Raw genomic sequence first — 25733 nt, 5'->3', positions numbered from 1 at the left:
ACTCGGCTGACACCCCGACCATCAGTTCTCCGGTTGGCGGCCGCGTGCTGACCAACCCAACCGATCGGAGTGCCCTGCTCGCCGTCCTGCTCGCTCACGCGGTCGCCACCGCGCTGGCGCCCCTGCTCGTCCACAGGTGGGGGCGCAACGCCTTCTACCCGCTGGCGCTGGTGCCGCTGGCGTCGCTGGTCTGGGTGATGCTGAACTGGCCATCCGCCGGGCGGGCCGCCACCGTCGACGTGCAGTGGGTGCCCGAGCTGTGGATGAACATCACCCTGCGCTTCGACGCGCTCGCCGCGATCATGAGCGTGCTGGTGCTCGGTATCGGTGCGCTGGTGCTCCTCTACTGCGCCGACTACTTCCGGCATCACGACGGCCGCATCGAGAACCGGCTGCCGAGCTTCGCCGCCGAACTGGTCGCGTTCTCCGGGGCGATGTTCGGACTGGTCACCAGCGACAACATGCTGGTGCTCTATGTGTTCTGGGAGATCACCTCGGTGCTCTCCTTCCTCCTCGTCGGGCACTACGCCGAACGCCTCACCAGCCGACGGGCCGCGACGCAGGCCCTGCTGGTCACCACGTTCGGCGGTCTGGCGATGCTGGTCGGCATCATCGTGCTCGGCAATCTGGCCGGCACCTATCTGCTATCGGAACTGCTCGCCTCCCCGCCGGGCGGGGTGGCCGCGGCCGTCGGGCTGGTGCTCGTTCTGGTCGGCGCCCTGTCGAAGTCGGCGATCGTGCCGCTGCACTTCTGGCTGCCGGGCGCGATGGCCGCGCCCACCCCGGTGAGCGCGTACCTGCACGCCGCGGCGATGGTCAAGGCGGGCGTCTATCTGATCGCGCGGATGAGCCCCGGCTTCGCCGACTCCCCGGTGTGGAAACCGATCGTCGTATCTCTCGGCCTGGTCACCATGCTGCTGGCGGGCTGGCGCGCGGTGCGCGAGTACGACCTGAAGTTGATCCTGGCCTTCGGAACGGTGAGCCAGCTGGGGCTGATCACGGTGATGGTGGGCACCGGCGGTGCCGACATGATGCTCGCCGGGCTCGCGATGCTGGTGGCGCACGCCATGTTCAAGGCGGCGCTGTTCATGGTCGTCGGCATCATCGACCACGCCACCGGAACCCGCGACATCCGCCGGCTGGCCTGGCTCGGCGACAAGGCGCGACCGCTGCTGGTCATCGCCGTCGGCGCGTCGGCCAGCATGGCGGCGCTGCCACCGTTCTTCGGCTTCGTCGCCAAGGAAGCCGACCTCGAGACCGTGCTGCACAGCCCGACGCTCGGTGCTTTCGCGCCGGTGGTGCTGGCGGGCATCGTGCTCGGCTCGGTGTTCACGACCATCTACAGCCTGCGTTTTCTGTTCGGCGCGTTCGCCCGCAAAGGGCATTCGCACCCCAGCACGCGCGTCGCCGAGATGCACCGCCCCGAGCGCACGTTCATGATCGCGCCAGGTGTCCTCGCGGCGGCCGGCCTGGCCTTCGGGATCTGGCCCGTCGGGATCGGCGACGTGCTCGAGGGCTACGCCGACACCGTGCCCGGCGGCAACAACGAGTACCACCTCGCCCTGTGGCACGGCGTCAACCTGCCGCTGCTGTTGTCCGTGCTGGTGATCGCCACGGGCGTCGCCGCCTTCATCGGACGCGAGCGGCTGCGCCGGTTCCGCACGATGCGCGAACCGCTCGGTAACGCCGACCACGTGTACGACGCCGTCGTGCGCAGGCTCGACCTGTGGTCGGTGGAGCTCACCGCGGTCACGCAGCGCGGCTCGATCCCGGCGACACAGTCGGCGATCCTGTCGACGCTGGTGCTGGTGCCGACGATCGTGCTGGCGCTGGGCGCGCGGGACCGCCCGGAGTTCAAGCTGTGGGGCTCCCCGCTTCAGGTGGTGATCGGCCTGATCATCCTGGCCGCCGCACTCGGGGCGCTGGTGATGCGCAACCGCCTCGCGGCGGTGCTGCTCGTCGGCGTGACGGGATACGGCTGTGGTGCGATCTTCGCGCTGCACGGCGCACCCGACCTGGCGCTGACCCAGTTCCTGGTCGAGACGTTGACGCTCGTGGTGTTCGTGCTGGTGCTGCGCACTCTGCCCGCCGAGGCCGACCGGCTCCACATCCGGCGGTACCGGTGGCCGCGAGCCCTGCTGGCGCTTGCCGTCGGTGCGACCGTGACCACCACGGCGGTGTACGCAATGGCCGCACGCACCGGGGTTCCGATCGCCGCGCTGATCCCCGACGCGGCCTACTACCGCGGCCACGGCGCCAACGCCGTCAACGTCCTGCTGGTCGACATCCGCGCCTGGGACACCATGGGCGAGGTCATGGTGCTGCTGGTGGCGGCGACGGGCGTCGCATCAATGGTGTTCCGGCACAGGCGGTTCGGGGCGCCACCGCGGGTGGCCGACGCCGGTCAGCCCGACATCGGACGGCTGCCCGCGATCGTGAACACCAGCCCGGCGGCCGGTGAGATCACCTGGCTGCGAGGCAGCGAGTTGCGCGACCCGCGGCACCGGTCGCTGATCCTGGAGGTCGCGACGCGCGTCATCTTCCCGCTGATCATGGTGCTCTCGGCGTACTTCTTCTTCGCGGGACACAACACCCCGGGTGGCGGGTTCGCCGGCGGATTGACGGCCGGGCTGGCGCTGGTGCTGCGATACCTCGCCGGTGGGCGTTACGAACTCGGCGAAACGCTGCCACTGGACGCGGGCAAGATCCTCGGCGCGGGGCTGACGCTGGCCGCGGGCACCGCGGTCGCGTCGCTTCTGGTGGGCGCGCCCGCACTCTCGTCGGCGCTGATAGAGGTCGACGTGCCGGTGTTGGGCACCGTCAAGTTCGTTACCGCCTTGTTCTTCGACCTCGGCGTGTACCTCATCGTCGTGGGGCTGGTGCTCGACGTGTTGCGCAGCCTCGGCGCCCGCATCGACGTCGAACTCGGCCAGGAACAGGGAACGGAGGTGAGCTCGCGGTGACGACCTCGCTCGTGCCCCTCGTCCTGCTCGGCGGTCTCACCAGTGCCGGGGTGTACCTACTGCTCGAACGCAACCTGACGCGAATGCTGCTAGGGCTGTTGTTGATCGGCAACGCGATCAACTTGCTCATCCTCATCGCCGGCGGCCCGTCCGGTGACCCACCGATCCGGGGGCGCAACAGCGACGGCCGGACAACCACCGCAGATCCGTTGGCGCAGGGCATGATCCTGACCGCGATCGTCATCACGATGGGCATCGCGGCGTTCGTGCTGGCGATGGCCTACCGGACCTACCGATTGACCACCGAAGAGGAAGTGGGCGACGACCCGGAGGACGCGAAGGTCTCCGAGCTGGCCGCCAAGGACACCGCCGCCGTCGAGGAGGACCGCCCTCAACCCGAAGCCGCGCGCGACACCGACGCACCCGACGAGCTGGACGCGTTGCCCGGATACGAGGGGTCGAAGTGATCCGGATACAACGAGCGAAGGCAGGCCGCGCATGACGTTGGCCGCCACCTTGATTCCCCTGCCCGTGCTGCTGCCCACGCTGGGCGCGGCGACGACGTTGATCGCCGGCCGGCGGCCGCGACTGCAGCGGCTCGTGACGCTCGTCGTGTTGTGTGTCGTGGTCGCGGTGTGCGGCGCGCTGCTCTACCTCGCCGACAGGGACGGCACGCTCGTGCTCAACGTCGGCGGCTGGGGACAGTCGGTTCCGGGGATGGGGCCGCTGGGCATCACGCTGGTGGTGGACCGCTTGTCGGCGCTGATGCTCGTCGTCTCGTCGGTCGTGTTGGTGGCGGTGGTGTTCTACGCCATCGGACAGGGTGTCCGCGACGGTGACGAACGCCAACCGGTGTCGATCTTCATGCCCACCTATCTGGTGCTGTCGGCCGGCGTGTGCATGGCGTTCCTCGCGGGCGACCTGTTCAACCTGTTCGTCGGCTTCGAGGTGCTGCTGGCCGCGAGCTTCGTGCTGCTGACCATCGGAGCGAGCAAAGACCGTGTGCGCGCTGGCATCTCCTACGTGATGGTGTCGATGGTCGGGTCGCTCATATTCCTGTTCGGCATCGCCCTGGTGTACGGCGCCACCGGGACACTGAATCTGGCCGAGGTCGCCGTGCGTCTGGACGACGTGTCGGGAGGCGTCCGTTCCGCGATGTTCGCCGTGCTGCTGGTGGCGTTCGGCATCAAGGCCGCGGTCTTCCCGCTCTCGGCCTGGCTGCCCGACTCCTACCCGACCGCACCCGCGCCGGTCACCGCCGTGTTCGCAGGCCTGCTGACCAAGGTCGGCGTGTACTCGATCATCCGGGCGCACTCGCTGCTGTTCCCCAGCGGTGGTCTGGACCCGATTCTGTTGGTGGCGGCGCTGCTGACGATGTTGATCGGCATCTTCGGCGCGATCGCGCAGAGCGACATCAAACGACTGCTGTCGTTCACGCTGGTGAGCCACATCGGATACATGGTGTTCGGCATCGCGCTGTCCAGCCAGCTCGGCATGTCGGGAGCGATTTACTATGTGGCGCACCACATTCTCGTGCAGACGGCGCTGTTCCTGGTCGTCGGGTTGATCGAACGCCAGGCGGGCGCGTCGACGTTGGACCGCCTCGGTGGGCTGGCGGCCGCCAGCCCGTTGCTGGCGTTCGTGTTCGTCGTGCCCGCGCTCAATCTCGGTGGTATACCGCCGTTCTCCGGTTTCATCGGCAAGGTCGCGCTGCTCGAGGCGGGTGCGGAGGACGGTTCGGTGCTGGCCTGGACGCTGGTCGGCGGGGGCGTGGTGACCAGCTTGCTGACGCTGTATGTCGTTGTCCGGGTGTGGACGAAGGCGTTCTGGCGATCGCGTGAAGACGCGCCGGAAGGGCATCTGTCCGCGGCGGTGCCGTCGGCATTGCTCGACGAACCAGAGGACATTCAGTTCGTCGACCGCGACCACGTCGGCCGCATGCCGGCGGGAATGGTCGGGCCGACGGGCGCGCTGATCGCGGCGGGGCTGGCGCTGACGGTGCTCGCCGGACCGATCTTCGGATACAGCGAGAGGGCGTCGCAGGAGGTGCTCGACAGGGTTGAGTACATAACTGCCGTGGTGGGGCAGCGATGAGCGCTTGCGCGAAGAGCAGAAGGCAGCGATGAGCGCTCGCGCGAAGAGCAGAAGGCAGCGATGAGGGCGTCGAGAACCGCACCGATGAGAAGCGTCGCGTTGCGCATCTGGGTCCTGTGCTGGCTGGTGCTGGTCTGGATCTTGTTGTGGGGCACGTTCTCTGCGGCCAATGTGCTTTCGGGCTTGGCCGTCGCGACGCTGATCACCTGGCTGCTGCCGCTGCCTGCCGTGCCGGTCGAGGGCAAGGTGCACGTGCTGTCGCTGATCCGGCTCATCCTCACCGTCGCCTACCGGCTGGTGCTGTCGTCCGTGCAGGTCGCGTGGCTGTCGTTGAAACCCCGCCCACCACTGTCGGCCGTGCTGCGCGCGCAGCTTTCGGTGAAGTCGGATCTCGTGCTGTCGCTGGCGGTCATCATCTTCAACCTGATTCCGGGATCGATCGTGCTCGAGATCGACCAGACCCGCCGCCTGCTCTACATGCATGTCATCGACGTCGGGTCAGACCGCGCGCTGAGCGCGTTCTACCACCAGGTGGCCGTGATCGAACGACTGCTGGTCCGAACGTTCGAACGTCCCGAGGATTGGCGTCCGGCGCACGAGGAGAACGAAGCATGAATACCGTGTGGGTCATCGCCGCGGTGATGATCACCGCCGCCTCGGCGATCACGATGTTCCGGCTCCTGGCCGGCCCGAGCACCTTGGACCGGCTGGTCGCCGTCGACACGCTGATCGCGGTGGCCATGTGCGGGATCGGCATCTGGGGCGCCTACAGCTTGGACAGCACCGTCACCTACGGGATGGCCGCGCTGGCTTTGATCAGCTTCGTCGGGACGGTGAGCGTGGCGCGGTTCCGCGTTCCCGACGTGGACAAGCCGCGGACGATCCGGGGGCGGCGATGACGATGCTGGACATCATCACGGCCGTGCTCGTGCTGGGCGGCTCGACGCTGGCGCTGACCGCGGCGATCGGCATCGTCCGTTTCCCCGACACGCTGACGCGGATGCACGCGGCGTCCAAACCGCAGGTGCTCGGGCTCCTGCTGGTGATCGCGGGCGCCGCGATCCGACTGCGGGGCAACACCGATGTCGGCATGCTCGTGCTCACGGGCTTGTTCACCATCATCACCGCTCCCGTCGTGGCGAACCGGGTTGGTCAGCTCGCGTACCGGGAACAGAACGTCCGAGACGATCTGTTGACCGCGGACGAGATTGATGAGTTCGCCGACCACCCGGGAAGCGGTGCCAATGGCCAGGACTGACGACGACAGCTGGGACATCACCGAAAGCGTCGGCGCGACCGCGCTCGGGGTGGCCTGGTCTCGTGCGCAGGAGCAGAACACTGGCTGCCCGCTCTTCACCGACCCGTACGCCCAGATGTTCATCGACGCCGCTGTCGAGCGTGGTTGGCGACAACCTCCGAACCACATGGTCGAGCGAATCCGAGCGATCGGCGGTTACGCCGCGTCGCGCACCAAATGGTTCGATGAGTTCTTCATCGCCGCCGGCGCCAACGGCATCGACCAGGCGGTGATCCTCGCGGCCGGCCTCGATGCGCGGGCATGGCGGTTGCCCTGGATCGACGGCACCGTCGTCTACGAGATCGACCAGCCCAAGGTGCTGGCGTTCAAGGTCGACACCCTGAGCAAGAACGAAGTCGAGCCGACTGCCCGATACGTTCCCGTGCCGATCGACCTTCGCGACGATTGGCCACGGGCGCTGCGCGATGCCGGGTTCGACCCGAGCGAGCCGACCGCGTGGGCGGCCGAGGGGTTGCTGCCGTATCTGCCGGCGAGCGGGCAGGACCTGTTGTTCGAACGGATCACAGAACTCAGCGCGCGAGGCAGCCGCATAGCCGTCGAGGCGTTCGGCGCGGGGTTCTTCGATCCCGAGTATCTGGCGAGTCGCCAAGAGAAGCTACGCGAGTATCGGCAGCAGGCCGGTGAGGAAGGCGACGAGAACGCCTACGACGTCCAGAACCTGTGGTACGTGGAGGAACGTAGCGAGGTGAGCGAATGGCTCGCCGACCACGGTTGGGATGTCAACGCCGTCACTGCGGCGGATCTGATGGACCGCTACGGCCGGTGCGCCGTGGACGAAGCCGACGACACCACGCCGCGCACGGTGTTCGTCGAAGGAAAGCGGACCTGCTGATCGGCTCGCCGAGTGACTAGTCCCCCGAGGACAACTGGAACTCGACCATCGCCGTGACCGTCTCGACCGCGTCGCTGAGCGCGGCCAGCCGCGCTGCCGCCGTCGGCGCGGCTAGCACGGCGTAACGGTCGGCCTGGCCCATCGGCAGTCGGGAGGTCAACGCGTACAACCACTTACCGGCGTCGCCGCAGGCATCGGCACCGGCGATGAATTCGCGGCCGTTGACCTCGCCGCCGCGCGCCGCTGCGATCCGCTCGAACAACGCGACCATGCGATCCTCGACATCGCGGATCGCGTCCACGTCGACGGGATCACCCGGCTCGTCAGGCCACGGTTCGACCGCGGCGCGCGGATACGGGTCGTCGGGCTGCCATTCGATGACCCGGATGCGTTCGCCCATCGTGCATTTGAGGCGGTAACGGCCATCGCCGAAATCTGCGACCTCGACGATGTGGGCCAGAGCGCCCACATCGCTGCGGACATCCCCGCCGCCCACCTCACGGCCCGCGGTGATCAGCACAACGCCGAACGCCGGATCCTCGGTGGCCAGACAGTCCGAAACCAGTGCGCTGTAACGCGGTTCGAAGATGCGCAGCGGCAGGTCCTCGCCCGGCAGCATCGCCACCTGCAGCGGGAACATCGGGATCGCCGCCATCGCCTACAGATCCAGTTCGGCGACCAGCGCGTCGACGACGGAGCGCAGGTCACCGTCGTGCTCCTCGGCGACGCGGCGCTGTCGCTGATACGACGCGCCGGATCTGTAGATCTTCTCGACCCTGCGGAGTTCGTCGGCGCAGTGCAGCGACGCGGCCACCGGTTCGAGCCGGTTGAGCAGCTCGTCGAGATCCTCGGTCACCAGGCGCTCGTTGCTGTCGGCGTCCTGGATGATGATCGCGTCCAGGCCGTAACGCGCTGCGCGCCACTTGTTCTCCTGCACGTGCCACGGCGGCATGGTCGGCAACGACTCACCCGCGTCGAGCCGCCTGTCGAGGTCGACGACTAGGCAGTGCGTCAACGCCACCAACGCACTCAGCTCGCGCAGATTGGACACCCCGTCGAAGACCCGTACCTCCACGGTGCCGATATGCGGCGAAGGCCGGATATCCCAACGGATCTCGTTCATGTGGTCGATGATGCCGGTCTTCTTCTGGTCGTACACGAATCGTTCCCACTGCGCCCACGTCTGGAAGTGGAACGGCAAGCCCGCCGTCGGCAACTGCTGGAACATCATTGCCCGGTTGGACGCGTAGCCGGTGTCCTGACCATCCCAGAAGGGGGAGGACGCCGACAGGGCCAGCAGATGCGGATAGTGGTTGAGCAGCGAGGTGTTGATCGCCATCACCTTGTGCGCGGACCGGACTCCGACATGGACGTGCACGCCCCAGATCAGCATCTGCCTGCCCCACCACTGGGTGCGCTTGATCAGCTCCGCGTAGCGCGGGGCGTCGGTCAGGCTGCCCGGCGACCACTTCGCGAACGGGTGGGTGCCCGCGCAGAAAAGCTCCATGCCGCGGGACCGGACGATCTCGCGCGCCGCCCCGAGCGTCGAGCGCAGGTCCTCCATGGCCTCGGGCACCGAATCACAGATGCCCGTGACGATCTCGACGGTGTTGCGCAGCAGCTCTTTGTGCACGCGAGGGTTGTTCTCGCCGAGCTCCTCGATGACCGCGGTGGCCTCGTTGCTCAGATCCCGCGTCGTCGCGTCGACAAGAGCGAACTCCCACTCGACCCCGACCGTGGGTCGCGGCGAGCCGACGAAGTCGATGTGGCTGTTAGCCGGTACGGATAACACCGCATGCCACCCGCGATCCGGCGTCACCGGTCGCCAGAGTGGTCGCATCCGGCGGCGGGTCACCGTTGACCTGCTGGTAGCGCTCCGGCGGGATGTTGGCGAAGTTGTCCGCCTTCTCGTGGATGATGATCGCGGTTCCCGCGCCCGAGGTCAGCTCCTCGGCGGTGAACGCGTCGGTGGTCGTCACCACCTTCGCCGAACCGTCCTCGCGGACCTGGAGCGACGACAGGTCGCCGCTGGCCGGGTGGCCGCTGTGGCCGGGCACCTGGAAGTGCCCACCCGCGGAGTTGAAGTTCCCCGGCGCACCGCCGGTCGGCGCGACCGAGTTGGCCTCACACTTGCCGACCTGATGGATGTGCATGCCGTGGAAGCCGGGAGTCAGCTTGCCCGATGCCGTGGTCTCGACGGTGATCGTCGCGTAGCCGCCGCTGAACTGGATGTCGGCCTTGGCCACCGGAGTACCGTCGGCCAGTTTCAGTTCGGCGCTGAGGGTCTCACCGGACCCCTGACCCTCGCCCTGGCCTTGATTCTGACCCTGGCCCTGTCCGCCACCATGGCCGCCGCCGCCCTCACCCGGCGGAGCCGACGGAGGCGGCGACCCCGTCCACACGGGCGGCGGGGTGCCCTGAACGTTGCTGGGCTCCTCCGGTGACGAGCAGGCGCTCAAGGCCAAAGCGGGAATTGCGAACAAGGCAGCGGCGGCGACGGTCTTGAACATGTGCAAGAGCCTAACCGGTGACCACCACGATGACGCCCGGCGGTTGTTCGGCGAGTGCGGGCAACCGCGGTTCGACGGGCGCCTCGAGTAGACGCCCCACCTCTTCTGCGGCCTTCTGCTCGCCGGGCGCGTCGCTGAAGTACACGGTGGTGGCCGTGACCTCCGGCAGTTCGAGGTTGCCGGTCTCGGTGACGTTCCAGCCGGCCTCGCGCAGCCGTCCGGCGGTGCCCTCCGCCGCGCCCTGCACCGTGGAGATGTTGAACACCCGAACCTCGGCCTCGGCGGGTTTGGGCCTGGCCGAGGTGGTCGGCGTGGTGGTCGTGGCCGTCGTGGCCAGCGGTGGCGCGTCGTCGTCGTCGCTGTCGCCACCCATCGCCTGGAACGCGACCAACAGGAACACGACGCCGAGGAAGAGCAACACCATCACCATGGCGCGCAGCGGCAGCCCCGACGAATCTCGCTGGTTCATTGCGCCCACCTTATCGAGCGGGCCACGCGGCCCGGGTAACTCAGGTGACGTCGAAGCCGAGGCGACGTGCCGCCCGCGCCTTCTGCCTGCTGGCCCGCAGTCGCCGCAGCCGTTTGACCAGCATCGGATCGGCGGCGAGCGCCTCCGGCCGGTCCACGAGCGCATTGAGGACCTGGTAGTAGCGGGTGGCCGACATGGAGAACAACTCTTTGATGGCGTCTTCCTTGGAGCCGGCGTACTTCCACCACTGCCGCTCGAACGCGAGAATGTCGTGCTCGCGCCGGGTCAGCCCGTCGGAGAGTTCAGAGTTGTCTCCGGATTGTTCAGTCCGCGCGATCGCGCCGTCCATCTGGCTCTTGGACCCTTCCGACAACTTGAATGACATCGCTGTGGTTCGGCGCTCATTCAACCACGTGATGGGCCGATGAGCGCTTCGACATGCCCGCGAGTCGGCCAGCAAGCATTGCCGACCTAAGATTTTGCGCATGGCAGTCGTTCCGATCCGCATCGTAGGAGATCCCGTCCTGCACACGGCCACCGAGCCGGTGCCGGTCGGAGAGGACGGTTCACTGCCCCCCGATCTCGCGGATTTGATCGCCGACCTGTTCGACACTATGGACGCGGCGAACGGGGTTGGCTTGGCCGCGAATCAAATCGGGGTGTCCAAGCGGGTGTTCGTCTACGACTGCGCCGAGGTGCGCGGTCGTCTGACCCGCCGCCGCGGCGTGGTCGTCAACCCGGTGCTCGAAACCTCCGAGGTTCCCGAGACCATGCCGGATCCGGACGATGACGACGAGGGTTGCCTGTCGGTGCCCGGGGAGTCTTTTCCGACGGGGCGGGCCGACTGGGCTCGGGTGACGGGTCTGGACGCCGAAGGCAATCCGATCACCCTCGAGGGCACCGACCTGTTCGCCCGGATGCTGCAGCATGAGACCGGCCACCTCGACGGCTTCCTCTATCTGGACCGCTTGGTCGGCAGGCATGCGCGCAGCGCCAAGCGCGCGGTGAAATCGCACGGCTGGGGTGTGCCGGGGTTGTCGTGGATGCCCGGTAAGGATCCCGATCCGTTCGGTCACTGACCGTGGCCGGGCTGCCCGCGGTCGGAACGCGGGTGATGGTGCGTTACCGGCGGCCGGCCGGTTCGTCACCGCCGCTGACCGACGTGATCGGACACGTCGTCGATGTCGGTGCGACACTTGGCATCCGGACGAAGACGGGCACCGTGGTGCAGGTCGCGGTTGACGACGTCGTGGCCGTCAAGACGCTCACTGCTGCGCCGGTGCGCACCGCCGACATCCGCAACACCGAACACGCGGCGGCCATGGCGTGGCCCGGGGTCGAACAGAAGTGGCTCGACGGCTGGTTGTTACGCGCCGCCGACGGTCATACTCACCGCGCCAACTCCGCTGTGCCCCTTGGCTTCGACGCCGACGCGACGGCCATGGCGGCGATCGTCGACTGGTACGGCGAACGGGGGCTGACGCCTTGGCTTTCGGTGCCCGATCGACTGTTCGGCGCGGCTCCGGTTCGGCCCCACCTCGAAACCGAGGTCATGACAAGCGATTTGCCTCATACAGTGCTCGACGAGCGGGTGCGCCTCATCCCGACCCCCGACGCGCAGTGGTTGGGCCTGTATCGACGCGACGTGCCGGTCGAGGTCCTGACCGCCGTCGTCGACGGCGAGGTCGCGTTCGCGTCGATTCCCGGCGCGGCGGTGGGCAGGGCCGCAGTGACGACGGCGCCGGACGGCCGGCGTTGGGTCGGGTTGTCGGCGGTGCGCGTCGACGAACAGTCCCGCGGCCAGGGACTGGCGCGTGCCCTGTGCGCGACGCTCCTGCACTGGGGCGCCGAACGCGGAGCCACCCGCGGCTACGTACAGGTGCTCGTCGACAACGCGGTGGCCCTCGGCCTCTACCGGTCGATGGGTTTCACCACGCAGCACCGCAGCCGCTATGTCGACGCTCGTAGCCTGTAGGCCATGCGGATCGCCACCTGGAACGTCAACTCGATTCGGGCCCGCGTCGAGCGGGTCACCGACTGGCTCGGGCGCGCCGATGTCGACGTGCTGGCGATGCAGGAGACCAAGTGCAACGACGAGCAGTTCCCGGTCATGCCGTTCCTCGCGGCCGGCTACGAGGTCACCCACTGCGGGTTCAACCAGTGGAACGGCGTGGCGATCGCGTCCCGCGTCGGCATCGACGACGTGCAGGTCGGGTTCGACGACCAACCCAGCTGGAGCGACAAACCCGAGGTGGAGGCGGCCGCGGAGGCCCGGGCTATCGGCGCCACGTGCAACGGCGTTCGGGTGTGGAGCCTCTACGTGCCGAACGGCCGATTCGTCGGCTCGCCGCATTACGAATACAAGCTGGAATGGCTTGACGCGCTCCGCGATACGGCACAGAAGTGGTTGTCCGACGATCCGGCGGCCCAGATCGCGCTGGTTGGCGACTGGAACATCGCGCCCACCGACGATGACGTGTGGAGTGTGGAGTTCTACCGCAACAGCACCCACGTCACCGAACCCGAGCGCGCTGGCTTCAACGCGGTGGTAGAAACGGGCTTCGCGGATGTGGTTCGGCCGTTCACCCCTGGACCGGCGGTCTTCACGTACTGGGACTACACGCAGCTGCGGTTCCCGAAGAACCGCGGTATGCGCATCGATTTCATACTCGGCTCACCCGCACTCGCCGAGCGCGTCACCCACGCCGAGATCGTCCGCGACGAACGCAAGAGCGGCAAGGACCGCGTCGGGGCGCCGAGCGATCACGCCCCGGTCTTGATCGAACTGGCCTGACCCGAGGCGGCGTCCTCGTTCGATTGATCGCCGTAGTTCCCGGGGTTGAAGATCGACGCCACCGCGCCGATGAGCATCATCACCGCCGCCGCGACGAACACCACGACCAGCCCGCTGTGGAACGGTCCGGTGATCAGGTGCGGGAAGAACGTCTGGCCCGTCAGGGTTTCGGCATCCACACCGGGCTGCTGAAGGGTGTGGTAGGGCTCGAGGAGTTCGGCCATCGGGTTGTAGCCGAGGAAGGCCGCGAACAGGCTGCCGACCGGAGGCAGGTTGGCCACGTCGTGCGCCACAGGTGCGGAGACGCCCTGCTCCTGCAGGCCCGCATTGAGCGCCTCGGGCAGCGTGTTGGCCAGGCCGACGATCATCAGCGAGAAGAAGATGCCGATCGACAGCGCCGAGCCGGCGTTGAAGAACGTCGACCGCACGCCCGACGCGGCGCCGCGTTCGGCGGCGGGCACGCTCGACATGATCGCCGCGGTGTTCGGGGCGGTGAAGATGCCGCCGCCCAAGCCGTTGAAGAACACCAGGACAGCGAAAACCCAGTAGTCGAAATTCACCGGGATCATCACCAGGGCAACGAAACACACGGCCATCAGCAGCATTCCGCCGACGGTGAACCACCGGGCGCCGAATCGATCGGCAAGCGAGCCGGCGAGTGGCGCCGCGATCAGGAAGCCGAACGTCGCGGGCAGAAGATAGATGCCCGCCCACAGCGGCGTCGATTCGAAGTCGTAGCCGTGCAACGGAAGCCAGATGCCCTGCAACCAGATGATCAACATGAACTGCAGGCCGCCGCGGCCGACCGACGACATCAGTCCGGCGAGATTGCCCATCCCGAACGAGGTGGATCGAAACAGCCGGATGTTGACCATCGGCTGCGGCACCCGCAGTTCGATGAGGCAGAACGCGACCAGCAGCGCGAACCCGCCGATGATCGATCCGAGCACCCACGGATTCGTCCAACCCGTCGACGAATTGCCGTAGGGCTGAATGCCGTAGGTGATGCCGACCAGCAGCGCGGTCAGGCCGATGCCGAACGTCAGGGTGCCGGCCCAGTCGAGCCGCCCCGGCGTCCGCACACCGAGTTCGCGCAGCGACCGGTAACTCCACACGGTGCCGAGCAGCCCGATGGGCACGCCGACCCAGAAGATCGCCTGCCAATGGATCTCGGCGAGCACTCCGCCGATCAGCAAGCCGAGGAACGATCCGGCCACCGCGGCCGTCATGTTCACCCCCAGCGCCATGCCCCGTTGGTTGGCGGGGAACGCATCGGTGAGGATGGCGCCCGACGACGCCATCAGCATCGCACCGCCCACACCCTGGACCACACGCCAGGCGATCAGCCACATCGCCCCGGCACCGAGTTGGAACGGGTCGAAGGACAACGCGATCGCCGCGACGGTGAAGACGGCGAAGCCGAGGTTGTAGATCCGGACCCTGCCGAAGACGTCGCCGAGGCGTCCGAAGAACACCACCAGCACTGCGGTGACGACGAGGTACCCCATCAGCATCCACAGCAGGTAGCCGACATTGGCAGGCGCCAGCGGGTTCAAGCCGATGCCGCGGAAGATCGCCGGCAGCGAGATCAGCACGATCGAGGCGTTGATCGCGGCGAGCAGCATGCCCAGCGTCGTGTTGGACAAGGCGATCCACTTGTATCGCGGGTGATCGTGATCCATCAGCATCCGACGACGCGTCGTTTCGGTGAGCGCCGCCTCGGCGTCGGGCGCCATCGCAGGCTTGGTGGTCTCAGGGGTCATCGTTGTCGCTGTCTACTTCGCTCCAGGGTCGATGGGCGCCGCCACGGCGGAAAACACATATATTAGCTATACAAATTACTCCCCCACAAATCCGCGCAGTTTCGTACTCCCTTCGACGACGCGGCTGCGCTAGCGTGGCAGGCGTCCGCACACGGGAGCGCACACCAGCGCGCTGAGAGGACGGGTGGGCCCGTCGACCGTACGAACCTGACCGGGTAATGCCGGCGTAGGGAGATTGATCAAATGACGCACGTCGCGAATGGTTCTGTCACCGTGACCACCGGCCCCATCGAGGGCAGCACGAAGATTTACCGCGAACTCGACGGGGTCTCCGGCGCGAAGGTGCCGTTCCGCCGGGTGCACCTGTCCAACGGCGAACACCTCGACCTGTACGACACCTCCGGTCCGTACACCGACCCGACGGCGGACCTCGATCTGCAGGCGGGCCTGCCGGCCCGGCCCGGCGTCGTGCGCGACCGCGGCACCCAGCTGCAGCGGGCCCGCGCCGGCGAGATCACCGCCGAGATGGCCTTCATCGCGGCCCGCGAAGGCGTCCCCGCCGAGTTGGTCCGCGACGAGGTCGCCGCGGGCCGGGCCGTCATACCCGCCAATCACAACCACCCCGAGACCGAGCCGATGATCATCGGCAAGGCCTTCGCGGTGAAAGTCAATGCCAACATCGGCAATTCGGCAGTGACCAGTTCGATCGCCGAAGAGGTCGAGAAGATGGTGTGGGCCACCCGGTGGGGCGCCGACACGATCATGGACCTGTCCACCGGCCGCGACATCCACACCACGCGCGAGTGGATCCTGCGCAACTCCCCGGTGCCCGTGGGCACCGTGCCGATCTACCAGGCGCTGGAGAAGGTCAACGGTGATCCCGCCGCGCTCACGTGGGAGTTGTACCGCGACACCGTGATCGAACAGTGCGAGCAGGGCGTGGACTACATGACCGTGCACGCGGGTGTGCTGCTGCGCTACGTCCCGCTCACGGCCAAGCGCGTCACCGGCATCGTCAGCCGCGGTGGTTCCATCATGGCCGCCTGGTGCCTGGCGCACCACACCGAATCGTTCCTCTACACCCACTTCGACGAACTGTGCGAGATCCTGCAGCGCTACGACGTGACGTTCTCACTCGGTGACGGGCTGCGGCCCGGCTCGATCGCCGACGCCAACGACGCGGCTCAGTTCGCCGAGCTGCGCACCCTCGGCGAGCTCACCAAGATCGCGAAATCGCATGGCGTGCAGGTGATGATCGAAGGTCCCGGCCATGTGCCGATGCACAAGATCGTGGAGAACGTGCGGCTCGAGGAGGAGTGGTGCGAGGAGGCGCCGTTCTACACCCTGGGCCCGTTGGCGACCGACATCGCCCCCGCCTACGACCACATCACAAGCGCCATCGGCGCGGCGATCATCGCCCAGGCGGGCACCGCGATGCTGTGCTACGTCACGCCGAAGGAACACCTGGGCCTGCCCGACCGCAAGGACGTCAAGGACGGGGTCATCGCCTACAAGATCGCCGCGCACGCCGCGGATCTCGCGAAGGGCCACCCGCACGCCCAGGAGCGCGACGACGCGTTGTCCCGCGCGCGCTTCGAGTTCCGCTGGAAGGACCAGTTCGCGTTGTCGCTCGATCCCGACACCGCGCGCGAGTACCACGACGAGACGCTGCCCGCCGAACCGGCGAAGACCGCGCACTTCTGCTCGATGTGCGGGCCCAAGTTCTGTTCCATGCGGATCACCCAGGACGTTCGCGACTACGCCGCCGCGCACGGCCTGGACAGCGAGGAGGCGATCGAAGCCGCCATGCAGATGGGAATGGACGAGAAGTCACGCGAATTCGCCGAACACGGCAATCGCGTATACCTACCGCTGGCATGAGCTATCTGCCGTTGCCCGAGCCGGGCGTCACACCGGTGCGGGTGCTGACCATCGCCGGGTCCGACTCCGGCGGAGGTGCCGGCATCCAGGCCGACATGCGCACGTTCGCGCTGCTCGGAGTGCACAGCCTGGTCGCCGTCACCGCTGTCACTATTCAGAACTCGCTCGGCGTCAAGGGTTTTCACGAGATCCCGCTCGACGTCATCGCCGGGCAGATCGAAGCGGTGGCTTCCGACATCGGTGTCCAGGCGGCCAAGACGGGAATGCTTGCGTCGTCCGACATCATCGCCACCGTCGCCGACGCCTGGCGAGCGCACGGCCTGGCGGGTTCGGTGCCGTTGGTCCTCGACCCGGTGTGCGCCTCCATGCACGGCGATCCCCTTCTGCATCCCAGTGCGCTGGATTCGCTACGGACACAACTGTTCCCGTTGGCCACCCTGGTCACGCCGAACCTCGACGAGGTGCGCCTGCTCGTCGATATAGAGGTCGTCGACGACGCGACACAACGGGAGGCCGCCCGCGCGCTGCACGCCCTCGGACCGCAGTGGGCGCTGGTCAAAGGCGGGCACCTGCGCGCCTCGGCACAGAGCCCCGATCTGTTGTTCGACGGCACCGAGTTCCACGAGTTCGACGCCACGCGCATCGACACCGGACACGACCACGGCGCCGGGGACACGCTCGCCGCGGCGATCGCCAGCGCACTGGCGCACGGCTACTCCGTACCCGAGGCCGTCGCGTTCGGCAAACGCTGGGTGACCGAATGTCTGCGCGCCGCTTATCCGTTGGGACACGGGCACGGCCCGGTATCGGCGTTGTTCAGGTTGGCCGAGTGAACCTAGAGGCCATCGCGGGTTTCGCACACGAGCCCGTGGGTGACCCCGCCGGTGCCGTCGTGCTCACCCACGGCGCAGGTGGAAGCAACCAGGCACCGCTGCTCATCAGGCTGTGCGACGAGTGGGCGGCGCGTGGTTGGCTCGCGGTGCGCTACAACCTGCCGTACCGGCGCCGCCGCCCCAAGGGTCCGCCGTCCGGATCCGCCAAAACCGATCAGGCCGGAGTGGTCGAGGCCGTCGAACTGGCCCGCACCCTCGTCGACGGTCCGGTCATCGCGGGCGGGCACTCCTACGGTGGCCGGATGACCTCGATGGCGGTCGCGGACGGGGCCGCGGACATCGCCGTGCTGACGCTGTTCTCCTATCCGCTGCACCCGCCCGGTAAGCCCGAACGTGCCCGCACCGAACATCTTCCGCGCATCGCGGTACCGACGGTGTTCACCCACGGCACCGCCGACCCGTTCGGCTCGATCGACGAATTGCGGCCCGCGGCAGCGCTGATCGGCGCGCGCAGCGAGGTCGTCGAGATCACCGGTGCCCGGCACGATCTGGGCTCCAAGTCGCTCGATGTGCCCGCGCTGGCGGTCAATGCGGCATTACGGTTACTGGGTGCGTCCTAGCCACTGGGTGATCGTCGCGGTCGTCGTTGTCGGCGTCGTCGCGCTCGCGACGATCGGCTGGTTCTACATCGTCGCGCCCCGGCTGACGACTCCGGTGCGGGCCGACCTCTTGGCCCTCGGTGACTGTGTGCGGACGTCCGAAAACGATGTCCTGCCGCACGAAGTCAAACGGGTGACGTGCGACGGGCCGCATTACGGGGAAGTCTTCGCGATCGTGCGCGCACCCGACACCCGCGAGTATCCCGGCGAGGACGCGCTGAGGCGGCTCGGCGACCAGTGCAGCGGAAAGCTGTTCGACTACGCGCCGAACATCCCCGAGGGCCCCACCTTTCGGCTCGCACTCGGCGTCCCGAGCGCGCAGGCCTGGTCGGAAGGGTCGCGCTCGGTGGTCTGCGTCGCGATGGCCAAGAACGAGCGCTGGGGATCGATCCGCAGCTAGATGGCGATCGCCGCGTTACGGTTGCTCGCGTGACCACGCCGCCGGGCCCTCCCCCGCCGTACGGACCGCCGCCTTACGGGGGCCAACCGCCCGATCCGTACGCGCCGCCCGCGTCCGCGTATCCGCCGCCACCGCCGCCCCCGGCGGGTTACCCGCCACCGCCGCCGCCTCCGTACTCGCAGCAGCCGTCCTATTACGCGCCGCCCCAACAGGGGTCCCCGAATTGGTGGGCCGTCATCTCGCTGATCTTCGGTCTGCTCGGTGGCGTACTGATCAGCGTCGTCTGCGGCGTCGTGGGCCTGAGGAAGGCCAGGGCGGGCCAGGGCGGTCGCGGCATGGCGATCGCGGGCCTGGTGCTGTCGGCGCTGTGGGTGGTCGCGCTGGTCGTCGGGCTGCTGATCTACTTCCTTGTCGGCAACGGGACCGTGACCGCGACCGACGTGAAGGAGGGCGACTGCCTGGCCGAGATCCCGTCGAACACCCGGGTGCTGACCGTGAAGACGGTCGGATGTGATCAGGCCCACGCCGGCGAGGTCTTCGCGGTGCTCCAGATGCCCGACGGCGACTTCCCCGGCCAAGCGGCGATCGACGCCTACGCCGAGAAATGCAGCCCCGAACTGGCCGCCTACTCGCCGGACGCGATGACGGACACGTCCGTACAGCTGTATGTGCTCTATCCCACTGCCGAGACGTGGGAGCAGGGCGACCGCGCCGTGACCTGCATCGCGACCCTCGACCCGCCGCGATCCGGAACGATCAAGGGCTGAGGTCGCTTCGGCACGCCGACGGGCCGTATCCGCTGCCTGAGGTACCGTTTCGACATGACTTCGGAGCAGTTCGACGCCCTCATCGTGGGTGCGGGTTTCGGGGGGATCGGCGCGGCCATCCAGCTCAAACGGATGGGTTACGAGAACTTCGTCATCCTCGACCGCGAGGACGACCTCGGCGGAACCTGGCACGTCAACCACTACCCCGGCCTGGCCGTCGACGTCCCCACCACCACCTACTCCTACTTCTTCGAGCCGAACCCGAACTGGTCGCGGCTGTTCTCCACGGGCACCGAGATCAAGCAGTACGCCAGCGACGTCGCCGACAAGTACGACGTGCGCAGGCACATCCGGTTCAACACGTCGGTGGAGAGCGCCCGCTGGGACGAGGAGGCCGACGTCTGGCGGGTCACCCTGGCCGACGGTGCCACGCTGAGCACCCGATACCTGATCACCGCGACCGGTTTCCTGTCCCAACCGCACATGCCCGACATTCCGGGCATCACGAGCTTCGCCGGCAAGATCATCCACACCACCGACTGGGACGACGCCTACGATCCACGCGGCCAACGCGTCGCGATCATCGGCACCGGAGCCACCGCGGTGCAGTTGATCCCTGAACTGGCGAAGACCGCCGCCGACCTGACCGTGTATCAGCGCACGCCGATCTGGGTGGTGCCGAAGCTGGACTTCAAGTTCTCCGCGCGCACCAAACGACTGTTCGCGCGTTTCCCGGTGACGCAGCGAGCCATCCGCACCATCACCGATGCGCTCTACGAATTCTTCATCTACGTGGGCCTGCACCACAGCAAGACCCTGTTCCGCCGGCTCAACATCGGCGCGTCCGATCTGGCGAAGATGCACCGGTTCTTCTCAATTCGCGATCCCAAGCTCCGCGAACAGCTCACACCCGACTACGACTTCGGCTGCAAGCGACCCACCTTCTCCAACAGCTACTACCGCGTCTTCACCAAACCCCATGTGCACCTGCAGAGTTCGGGTATCGCACGGGTCGAGCCCGACGGGATCGTCAACAACGACGGCACCAAGACCCAGATCGACACCCTGGTGCTCGCGACCGGCTTCGACCTCTGGGAAGCGAACTTCCCGGCGATCGAGATCATCGGCCGGGACGGCCGCAACCTCGGAAAGTGGTGGCGCGAGACCCGTTTCCAGGCATATCAGGGCATCACCGTGCCACACTTCCCGAACTACCTGAGCCTGGCCAGCCCCTACGCGTTCCTTGGGTTGAACTTCTTCAACACGATGGAATACCAGATGCGCCACATGGATCGACTGTTCGGTGAGCTGAAGCGCCGAGGCGCAACGACGTTCGAAATCACCGAGGAAGCCAACGCCCGCTACCTGGACCGGATGACCGAACTGATCGGCGATTCGGTGTTCGCCGTCGGCAACTGCGCCACATCGCGGTCGTACTATTTCAACCCGAGTGGCGAGGCAACCCTGCTGCGCCCGATGTCCACGCGCAACGCGATCAAGGAAGCCTCGCAGTACCCATTGAGCGACTACCGAATTGCGTGATCAGAAAGGAACATCAGTGTCATCTGAAGAGTCGGGCAGCGGTTCGCGCGTCGCCACGCTGGCAGGTCTGGGCCTCGCCGGCGTCGGGTTGTCGCATTTCGTCAAGCCGGAACTGTTCGAATCGATGACGGTGCAGGCGTTCCCGCACAACACGCGCCAGTTCATCTACGTCAACGGCGGTATCGAGACCGCGATCGGCCTCGGCTTGGCCGCGCGCAAGACCCGTAAGCTGGCGCTGCTCGGGACCGTCGGCTACCTCGCCTACTTGGCGGGCAACGTAGCGCGCAACCGGTAGCGCCCCAGCAGCGTCATATCGAGCAGCCGCTGCAACACCGCACGGTTCTGCGGCGAGTTGGTGTACCGCATCAGCCGGCCCAGGTCGATCACCAGCGACATGGCCGCATGGACGGCGAACCGGGCCTGCCCCGGCGTCCACTCCGGCCGCACGGCGACCACCAACTCGACCCACGATTCGACGTTGGCGCGCTGCATGTTTCGCAGGATCTTCTGATCGGTGGGCGACATGTTGAGCCGCTCGGTGTAGTAGACGTACTCCAACTCTGGCTGCGCGAACGACCTGGCCACGTAGGCGTCGATGACGGTGCCGAGCGCGTCCTCGGGGTCTGCGATCGCACCGGTGATCGCCGTGAGCTCCTCGGAGAGCCGGTCCGCCGCCCTGCGGAAGGCCGCGGCGAGGATGTCGCTCTTGCCGGCGAAGTAGCGGTAGATCCCCGACGCGGGCATGCCGACGGCCGCGGCGATGTCCTCCATGCCCGTGTCGCGGTACCCCCTGCTGTTGAACAGGCGCATCGACTCGTTGAGTAGCGCTTCATACTTCGATGGCTCGACACCGGTGGACACCGGCGCGACCGGCTCGTCGGCGACGTCGTCACCCTCCGGCAGCTCCGTGGCCGTCAGGGAGACCGCGAGATCGGAGATCAGCGACCGCACCTGGGCGGCGGGCAGCTTGGCCCGATGGTCGACGATGCTGCCGACGACCGACAGCACCGCGATGGACAGCATCCACCCCTGCCGCGAGGTCAGGCCCGGGCGCATGGCGCGGATCGGACGCTGGATGCGGTGGTTGACGGTGCGCATCTGCGCGATCAACGATGCTTGATCGTCGCCGCGCAGATAGCGGCCCTCCCAGCGGTACAGGCCACCCGACTCCCGGTTCGCCAGTGCCGTCTCGACGAGCGCGTCGGCAAGCCGCCGCAGTTGCACCTGCGGGTCGTCGAGGTCGGCGTCGTCGGCGAAGGCGGTGGCGTCCACCAACTGCTGGCCCAGGTTCAGCACAGCGTCGCGGAACAGGTCGTACTTGCTGGCGTAGTGCCGGTACAGCGCGGCCGCCGAAATCCCGACCCGCGAGGCGATCGATTCCATGCTGACGCCGTAGAACCCCAGCGTGCTGAATGCCTCGGCCGATGCCCGGGCGATCTGGGCCTTGCGGTCCTTCGGCCGGCGCCGGACCGCGTCACCGCTCGCCGGCCGAGTGCGCGACATGGCAGACACGATATCGGACCGAGTGCTCCCACACCGGTCGAGTTCACCGGTCGACGTCGGCGCGAACTTGCCAGACTACGCAGAATGACGATTAACATAATGGGATGTTCGGCGCGCTCCGCAAGCTATTGGGCTTTCAGGTCACCATCGGCGAGTTGATCACGGTGGCCCTCGTCCTCGGCACGCCGTACCTGCTGGTCGGCGTGTTCTGGTCGACCACCCACACCGACCACCTGCGGCAGATGAACGGCGCCGACCTGGTCGTCTCGTACCTGGGGGCGATCGTTTCCTGGCCCGTGCTGCTGTTCGCCGATGTCTGCATGACATGAACGGGGGAACACATTGTCCGACCACCACCACCGCCTTGCCTGGACCGGCATCATCGCCGCCATCGTGCTGGCCGGCGCCCTGCTGGCATTGAACTTCCCGGTGTTTTTGGACAGCTACGACCAATATGGATTCCAGATCAAGTGTGGGACGGGGTATCTGTCCGACCTGACGCAAGCGGCCGCGGCCACCGGCGGCGGCGACTACGTCGACCAATGCGAGACGGCGCTGCTGACGCGACGGTTGTGGACCATCCCCCTGGCCCTGGCTGGCGGGGCCGCGCTGCTGCTGGCCCTCGTCGCGTCGGCGACGACGTCGGCGCGCCAGTCGTTGCAGGCGCACCACGACAACGCCTGATCTAGCATTCCGGCGTGAGCACGCCGGCGGGCCCAGCGCTGCCTCGGCGACTCGGCACCTTCGACGCCGTGGTCATCGGACTGGGTTCGATGATCGGTGCGGGCATCTTCGTCGCCCTGGGGCCCGCCGCGGCGGCCGCGGGATCGGGGCTGCTGATCGGTCTGGCGGTCGCCGCCGTCGTGGCGTACTGCAACGCGACCTCATCCGCCCGGCTCGCCGCGCGGTACCCGCAGTCGGGCGGCACCTACGTCTACGGACGTGAACGGCTCGGCGAGTTCTGGGGTTACACCGCGGGGTGGAGCTTCATCGTCGGCAAGACCGCGTCCTGCGCGGCGATGGCCCTCACCGTCGGCTACTACGTCTGGCCGCATGCCGCCCGGGGGATTGCGGTCGGGACGGTCGTCGCACTGACGGCAGTGAACTACGCGGGGATCCGCAAGTCGGCGCTTCTGACCCGGGTCATCGTGGGACTGGTGCTGGCGGTGCTGGGCACTGTGGTGGTGACGATCCTGGGTTTCGGGGACGTCGACGCCGGCCGGTTGTCGATCGGCACCGACGCCTCCGTCGGCGGCGTGCTGCAGGCCGCCGGGTTGCTGTTCTTCGCGTTCGCCGGTTATGCGCGGATAGCGACGCTGGGCGAGGAGGTCCGCGATCCGGCCCGCACCATCCCCCGCGCGATCCCGTTGGCGCTGGCCATCACGCTCGCGGTATACGCACTGGTCGCCGTCGCTGTCCTATCCGAATTGGGAAGTGCGGCAACGGCGTCGGCCACCGCGCCGCTGGCCGACGCAGTGCGCGCGGCCGGGTTCGGGGGCCTGGAGCCTCTCGTGCGGGTCGGTGCCGCGGTGGCGGCGCTCGGCTCGCTGCTGGCGCTCATCCTCGGGGTGTCCCGCACGACGCTGGCCATGGCGCGCGATCGTCGTCTGCCGCACGCCCTGGCCCGTGTGCACCCGCGCTTCGGTAGCCCGCACCGCGCCGAGGTCGTCGTCGGCGTGCTCGTCGCCGTACTGGCCGCGACCGTCGACGTGCGCAATGCGATCGGATTCTCCTCGTTCACGGTGCTCGTCTACTACGCGATCGCCAACGCTTCGGCTTGGACTCTGGGTCGCCGAGCGGTCCCGACGGTGGGGCTGGCCGGTTGCCTGCTGCTGGCGTTGCTGCTGCCCGTCCCGTCGGTGCTGGCCGGCGCTTGCGTGGTGCTCGTGGGCGCGCTGGCTTACCGTCTTAGACCGTGATCGAGCTGACCTGGAAGCACGTCGAGGCAGATTCCGGTGACGACTTCGTCGTCGCCCCCGACGAACGCCTCGGCTGGGGCCGAACGATCGGGCTCGGCGCCCAGCACGTGGTGGCCATGTTCGGCGCGACCTTCCTGGTCCCCGTGCTCACCGGCTTCCCGCCCGCGACGACGCTGTTGTTCTCCGGTGTCGGAACGGTGCTGTTCCTGCTCATCACGGGCAATCGGCTGCCGAGCTACCTGGGGTCGAGCTTCTCGGTCATCGCGCCGGTCACCGCGGCGGTGGCTTCACACGGAACGGGAAGCGCCCTCGGCGGTCTCGTGGCGGTGGGCCTCGCGCTGATCGCGATCGGCGGGCTCGTTCACCTGGTCGGTACGCACTGGCTCGACGTGACCCTTCCCCCGGTGGTGACCGGGGCGATCGTCGCGCTCATCGGTTTCAACCTCGCGCCGTCGGCCAAGGCCAACTTCGAGCAGGGTCCGCTGGTCGGTCTCGTCACGCTGGTGCTGCTGGTCGCGACCCTGGCTTTCTTCCGCGGCATCATCGGCCGGTTGGCCATCTTCGCGGCCGTTCTCGTCGGATACCTTCTCGCGCTCGCGCTCGGTGAGATCGACACCGCCGCGATCGCCGCCGCCCCGTGGCTGGGGCTGCCGGAGTTCCAGACCCCGACGTTCACCCTCGCGGTGCTGCCAATGTTTCTGCCCGCGGTGATCGCGCTGGTCGCCGAGAACATCGGCCACGTGAAATCGGTCGGTCAGATGACCGACGCTGACGTCGACCCCGTGATGGGCCGGGCGCTGGCCGCCGACGGTGTGGCCACGACGCTGGCCGGTTTCGGCGGGGGTTCGGCGACGACCACCTACGCGGAGAACATCGGCGTGATGGCGGCGACGCGGGTGTATTCGACTGCGGCGTACTGGGTTGCGGGCACGGTGGCGATTCTGCTCTCGCTGTGCCCGAAGGTCGGCGCGGCGATCTCGGCCATTCCGGCCGGTGTGCTCGGCGGCGCGACCGTCGTGCTCTACGGGTTGGTCGGTGTGCTCGGTGTCCGGATCTGGTTGACCAACCGGGTCGACTTCGCCAAGCCGATCAACCAGATGACCGCGGCGATTCCGCTGATCATCGGCATCGCCGACTTCACGTGGAATGCAGGCGATTTGACGTTCACCGGAATCGCGCTGGGTTCCATCACCGCGCTGGCGGTGTATCACGGCATGCGGCTGTTGGGGTTTCGGCAGGCTAGCGTGCGCTCCGCTTCCGCTGATCCGGAGGCGGAACCCCGTTGACGCCGTCGACCGACTGCGCGTAGCCGGCGACGGCAAAGGCGGCGGCAGGCCCCAGCACCGACAGGGCATCGCGGTTCACGTTCTCGACGGTGTCGCGTTTGGTCCGGTAGTTCGGATCGAACGGCACACCCGCCCGCCGGGCTCAACGCCGTCACGCTGCGGCCGACGCGGGCCGCGGGCTGCCGCGCCGCCGACTACGA

28 protein-coding genes, 1 pseudogene and 1 riboswitch are annotated in these 25733 nt (G+C 67.7%); of the genes and pseudogenes, 21 read left to right on the top strand and 8 right to left on the bottom strand.

The window, feature by feature from the left end; all coding sequences use genetic code 11:
* The first annotated feature begins 74 nt into the window (after positions 1-74).
* The 7 genes from A5698_RS16345 (at position 75) to A5698_RS16315 (ending at position 7207) form a co-directional block, all read left to right on the top strand.
* Positions 75-2963 (top strand): Na+/H+ antiporter subunit A, encoded by a 2889-nt coding sequence (locus A5698_RS16345; RefSeq protein ID WP_068298970.1) that lies wholly within the window; start codon positions 75-77, stop codon positions 2961-2963.
* Positions 2960-3430: a Na(+)/H(+) antiporter subunit C gene (locus A5698_RS16340; RefSeq protein ID WP_068298925.1), complete on the top strand. Its 471-nt coding sequence runs from the start codon at positions 2960-2962 to the stop codon at positions 3428-3430. Before A5698_RS16345 ends, A5698_RS16340 begins: the two co-directional genes overlap by 4 nt.
* Positions 3431-3461: 31 nt before the next feature.
* Complete coding sequence (locus tag A5698_RS16335; RefSeq protein WP_068298923.1) at positions 3462-5057, top strand: Na+/H+ antiporter subunit D; 1596 nt, start codon at positions 3462-3464, stop codon at positions 5055-5057.
* 84 nt (positions 5058-5141) lie between these two features.
* Complete coding sequence (locus A5698_RS16330) at positions 5142-5672, top strand: Na+/H+ antiporter subunit E (protein WP_068298918.1); 531 nt, start codon at positions 5142-5144, stop codon at positions 5670-5672.
* The gene (locus A5698_RS16325; protein ID WP_067082449.1) at positions 5669-5956 is read left to right on the top strand and encodes a monovalent cation/H+ antiporter complex subunit F; all 288 of its coding nucleotides are present in this window, start codon (positions 5669-5671) and stop codon (positions 5954-5956) included. Before A5698_RS16330 ends, A5698_RS16325 begins: the two co-directional genes overlap by 4 nt.
* On the top strand, positions 5953-6315 hold the full coding sequence (gene mnhG / locus A5698_RS16320; protein WP_068298917.1) for a monovalent cation/H(+) antiporter subunit G: 363 nt from the start codon (positions 5953-5955) through the stop codon (positions 6313-6315). The genes A5698_RS16325 and mnhG overlap by 4 nt, the downstream gene beginning before the upstream one ends.
* Positions 6302-7207, top strand: a complete 906-nt coding sequence (locus A5698_RS16315; protein ID WP_068298915.1) for an SAM-dependent methyltransferase — start codon at positions 6302-6304, stop codon at positions 7205-7207. The genes mnhG and A5698_RS16315 overlap by 14 nt, the downstream gene beginning before the upstream one ends.
* A 16-nt stretch (positions 7208-7223) precedes the next feature.
* On the opposite strand, the gene A5698_RS16310 is transcribed toward A5698_RS16315, so the two are convergent.
* Genes A5698_RS16310 through napA form a run of 5 tightly spaced genes read right to left on the bottom strand, consistent with a single transcriptional unit; the run spans position 7224 to position 10535 of the window.
* Entirely contained in the window at positions 7224-7862 is a 639-nt protein-coding gene (locus A5698_RS16310) for an LON peptidase substrate-binding domain-containing protein (protein WP_068298912.1), read from the bottom strand.
* A gap of 3 nt (positions 7863-7865) precedes the next feature.
* On the bottom strand, positions 7866-8999 hold the full coding sequence (locus A5698_RS16305) for a glutamate--cysteine ligase (protein WP_068298966.1): 1134 nt from the start codon (positions 8997-8999) through the stop codon (positions 7866-7868).
* On the bottom strand, positions 8980-9717 hold the full coding sequence (gene sodC / locus A5698_RS16300; protein WP_067082459.1) for a superoxide dismutase[Cu-Zn]: 738 nt from the start codon (positions 9715-9717) through the stop codon (positions 8980-8982). Before sodC ends, A5698_RS16305 begins: the two co-directional genes overlap by 20 nt.
* A gap of 10 nt (positions 9718-9727) precedes the next feature.
* Positions 9728-10186: a LytR C-terminal domain-containing protein gene (locus A5698_RS16295; protein WP_068298910.1), complete on the bottom strand. Its 459-nt coding sequence runs from the start codon at positions 10184-10186 to the stop codon at positions 9728-9730.
* A gap of 40 nt (positions 10187-10226) precedes the next feature.
* Positions 10227-10535 carry a nucleoid-associated protein NapA gene (napA, locus tag A5698_RS16290; RefSeq protein ID WP_064351385.1) on the bottom strand — a complete coding sequence of 103 codons (309 nt, stop codon included), beginning with the start codon at positions 10533-10535 and terminating at the stop codon, positions 10227-10229.
* A 136-nt stretch (positions 10536-10671) separates the two neighbouring features.
* Here napA and A5698_RS16285 point away from each other — a divergent pair, with 136 nt between their 5' ends.
* The 3 genes from A5698_RS16285 to A5698_RS16275 are packed head-to-tail and all read left to right on the top strand — an operon-like array spanning position 10672 to position 12980.
* Positions 10672-11265 (top strand): peptide deformylase, encoded by a 594-nt coding sequence (locus tag A5698_RS16285; RefSeq protein WP_067082465.1) that lies wholly within the window; start codon positions 10672-10674, stop codon positions 11263-11265.
* A 2-nt stretch (positions 11266-11267) separates the two neighbouring features.
* The gene (locus tag A5698_RS16280; protein ID WP_231967426.1) at positions 11268-12161 is read left to right on the top strand and encodes an N-acetylglutamate synthase, CG3035 family; all 894 of its coding nucleotides are present in this window, start codon (positions 11268-11270) and stop codon (positions 12159-12161) included.
* A gap of 3 nt (positions 12162-12164) precedes the next feature.
* Entirely contained in the window at positions 12165-12980 is an 816-nt protein-coding gene (locus A5698_RS16275) for an exodeoxyribonuclease III (protein WP_068298905.1), read from the top strand.
* On the opposite strand, the gene A5698_RS16270 is transcribed toward A5698_RS16275, so the two are convergent.
* Positions 12950-14716, bottom strand: a complete 1767-nt coding sequence (locus A5698_RS16270; protein ID WP_068298962.1) for an MFS transporter — start codon at positions 14714-14716, stop codon at positions 12950-12952. The two genes, A5698_RS16275 and A5698_RS16270, sit on opposite strands and share 31 nt — an antisense overlap.
* Before the next feature lie 168 nt (positions 14717-14884).
* Positions 14885-14993, top strand: a riboswitch (TPP riboswitch).
* On the opposite strand from A5698_RS16270, the gene thiC reads away from it, so the two are divergent.
* From thiC to A5698_RS16235, 7 genes are all read left to right on the top strand, one after another.
* Positions 14987-16624, top strand: a complete 1638-nt coding sequence (gene thiC, locus A5698_RS16265) for a phosphomethylpyrimidine synthase ThiC (protein WP_068298903.1) — start codon at positions 14987-14989, stop codon at positions 16622-16624. (Overlaps the previous riboswitch by 7 nt.)
* Positions 16621-17457 carry a bifunctional hydroxymethylpyrimidine kinase/phosphomethylpyrimidine kinase gene (gene thiD, locus A5698_RS16260; RefSeq protein WP_068298900.1) on the top strand — a complete coding sequence of 279 codons (837 nt, stop codon included), beginning with the start codon at positions 16621-16623 and terminating at the stop codon, positions 17455-17457. Before thiC ends, thiD begins: the two co-directional genes overlap by 4 nt.
* Positions 17454-18077, top strand: a complete 624-nt coding sequence (locus A5698_RS16255) for an alpha/beta hydrolase family protein (RefSeq protein ID WP_068298898.1) — start codon at positions 17454-17456, stop codon at positions 18075-18077. The genes thiD and A5698_RS16255 overlap by 4 nt, the downstream gene beginning before the upstream one ends.
* A complete protein-coding gene (locus tag A5698_RS16250; protein ID WP_197506799.1) occupies positions 18067-18516 on the top strand; it encodes a septum formation family protein in 450 nt (149 codons plus the stop codon). Before A5698_RS16255 ends, A5698_RS16250 begins: the two co-directional genes overlap by 11 nt.
* 29 nt (positions 18517-18545) lie before the next feature.
* Positions 18546-19283, top strand: coding sequence for a DUF4190 domain-containing protein (locus A5698_RS29045; protein WP_068298892.1), 738 nt, complete (start codon positions 18546-18548; stop codon positions 19281-19283).
* Positions 19284-19337: 54 nt separating this feature from the next.
* Entirely contained in the window at positions 19338-20825 is a 1488-nt protein-coding gene (locus A5698_RS16240) for a flavin-containing monooxygenase (RefSeq protein ID WP_068298889.1), read from the top strand.
* Between the two features lie 16 nt (positions 20826-20841).
* Positions 20842-21120, top strand: a complete 279-nt coding sequence (locus A5698_RS16235; RefSeq protein ID WP_068298886.1) for a DoxX-related protein — start codon at positions 20842-20844, stop codon at positions 21118-21120.
* Here the strand turns inward: A5698_RS16235 and A5698_RS16230 are convergent.
* Positions 21087-22328 (bottom strand): TetR/AcrR family transcriptional regulator, encoded by a 1242-nt coding sequence (locus tag A5698_RS16230; protein ID WP_068298884.1) that lies wholly within the window; start codon positions 22326-22328, stop codon positions 21087-21089. The two genes, A5698_RS16235 and A5698_RS16230, sit on opposite strands and share 34 nt — an antisense overlap.
* A 104-nt stretch (positions 22329-22432) precedes the next feature.
* Here A5698_RS16230 and A5698_RS16225 point away from each other — a divergent pair, with 104 nt between their 5' ends.
* From A5698_RS16225 to A5698_RS16210, 4 genes are read left to right on the top strand one after another with little or no spacing between them, the layout of a single operon-like run.
* The gene (locus A5698_RS16225; RefSeq protein ID WP_067082497.1) at positions 22433-22657 is read left to right on the top strand and encodes a hypothetical protein; all 225 of its coding nucleotides are present in this window, start codon (positions 22433-22435) and stop codon (positions 22655-22657) included.
* A 13-nt stretch (positions 22658-22670) separates the two neighbouring features.
* Positions 22671-23012 (top strand): hypothetical protein, encoded by a 342-nt coding sequence (locus A5698_RS16220; protein ID WP_068298881.1) that lies wholly within the window; start codon positions 22671-22673, stop codon positions 23010-23012.
* A gap of 14 nt (positions 23013-23026) precedes the next feature.
* On the top strand, positions 23027-24247 hold the full coding sequence (locus A5698_RS16215; protein WP_068298878.1) for an APC family permease: 1221 nt from the start codon (positions 23027-23029) through the stop codon (positions 24245-24247).
* Positions 24244-25533, top strand: a complete 1290-nt coding sequence (locus tag A5698_RS16210; protein WP_068298875.1) for a uracil-xanthine permease family protein — start codon at positions 24244-24246, stop codon at positions 25531-25533. Before A5698_RS16215 ends, A5698_RS16210 begins: the two co-directional genes overlap by 4 nt.
* Here A5698_RS16210 and A5698_RS29475 read toward each other — a convergent pair.
* Positions 25487-25669: pseudogene (locus tag A5698_RS29475) on the bottom strand (peptidase M28); the annotation flags it as partial. The gene A5698_RS16210 and the pseudogene A5698_RS29475 sit on opposite strands and share 47 nt — an antisense overlap.
* Between the last annotated feature and the right edge of the window lie 64 nt (positions 25670-25733).

It is taken from the genome of Mycobacterium sp. E136, assembly GCF_001666865.1.
GTDB lineage: Bacteria > Actinomycetota > Actinomycetes > Mycobacteriales > Mycobacteriaceae > Mycobacterium.
The sequence above is the reverse complement of the archived record's forward strand: the minus strand, read 5'-3'. Positions and strand labels throughout refer to the sequence as shown.

Coding starts and splice junctions, on each gene's coding strand:
- A5698_RS16230 (WP_068298884.1), bottom strand. CDS start 22,328: ATGTCGCGCACTCGGCCGGCGAGCGGTGACGCGGTCCGGCGCCGGCCG.
- A5698_RS16330 (WP_068298918.1), top strand. CDS start 5,142: ATGAGAAGCGTCGCGTTGCGCATCTGGGTCCTGTGCTGGCTGGTGCTG.
- A5698_RS16295 (WP_068298910.1), bottom strand. CDS start 10,186: ATGAACCAGCGAGATTCGTCGGGGCTGCCGCTGCGCGCCATGGTGATG.
- napA (WP_064351385.1), bottom strand. CDS start 10,535: ATGGACGGCGCGATCGCGCGGACTGAACAATCCGGAGACAACTCTGAA.
- thiC (WP_068298903.1), top strand. CDS start 14,987: ATGACGCACGTCGCGAATGGTTCTGTCACCGTGACCACCGGCCCCATC.
- A5698_RS16270 (WP_068298962.1), bottom strand. CDS start 14,716: ATGGCGCCCGACGCCGAGGCGGCGCTCACCGAAACGACGCGTCGTCGG.
- A5698_RS16285 (WP_067082465.1), top strand. CDS start 10,672: ATGGCAGTCGTTCCGATCCGCATCGTAGGAGATCCCGTCCTGCACACG.
- mnhG (WP_068298917.1), top strand. CDS start 5,953: ATGACGATGCTGGACATCATCACGGCCGTGCTCGTGCTGGGCGGCTCG.
- A5698_RS16310 (WP_068298912.1), bottom strand. CDS start 7,862: ATGGCGGCGATCCCGATGTTCCCGCTGCAGGTGGCGATGCTGCCGGGC.
- A5698_RS16325 (WP_067082449.1), top strand. CDS start 5,669: ATGAATACCGTGTGGGTCATCGCCGCGGTGATGATCACCGCCGCCTCG.
- sodC (WP_067082459.1), bottom strand. CDS start 9,717: ATGTTCAAGACCGTCGCCGCCGCTGCCTTGTTCGCAATTCCCGCTTTG.
- A5698_RS16335 (WP_068298923.1), top strand. CDS start 3,462: ATGACGTTGGCCGCCACCTTGATTCCCCTGCCCGTGCTGCTGCCCACG.
- A5698_RS16240 (WP_068298889.1), top strand. CDS start 19,338: ATGACTTCGGAGCAGTTCGACGCCCTCATCGTGGGTGCGGGTTTCGGG.
- A5698_RS16315 (WP_068298915.1), top strand. CDS start 6,302: ATGGCCAGGACTGACGACGACAGCTGGGACATCACCGAAAGCGTCGGC.
- thiD (WP_068298900.1), top strand. CDS start 16,621: ATGAGCTATCTGCCGTTGCCCGAGCCGGGCGTCACACCGGTGCGGGTG.
- A5698_RS16275 (WP_068298905.1), top strand. CDS start 12,165: ATGCGGATCGCCACCTGGAACGTCAACTCGATTCGGGCCCGCGTCGAG.
- A5698_RS16225 (WP_067082497.1), top strand. CDS start 22,433: ATGTTCGGCGCGCTCCGCAAGCTATTGGGCTTTCAGGTCACCATCGGC.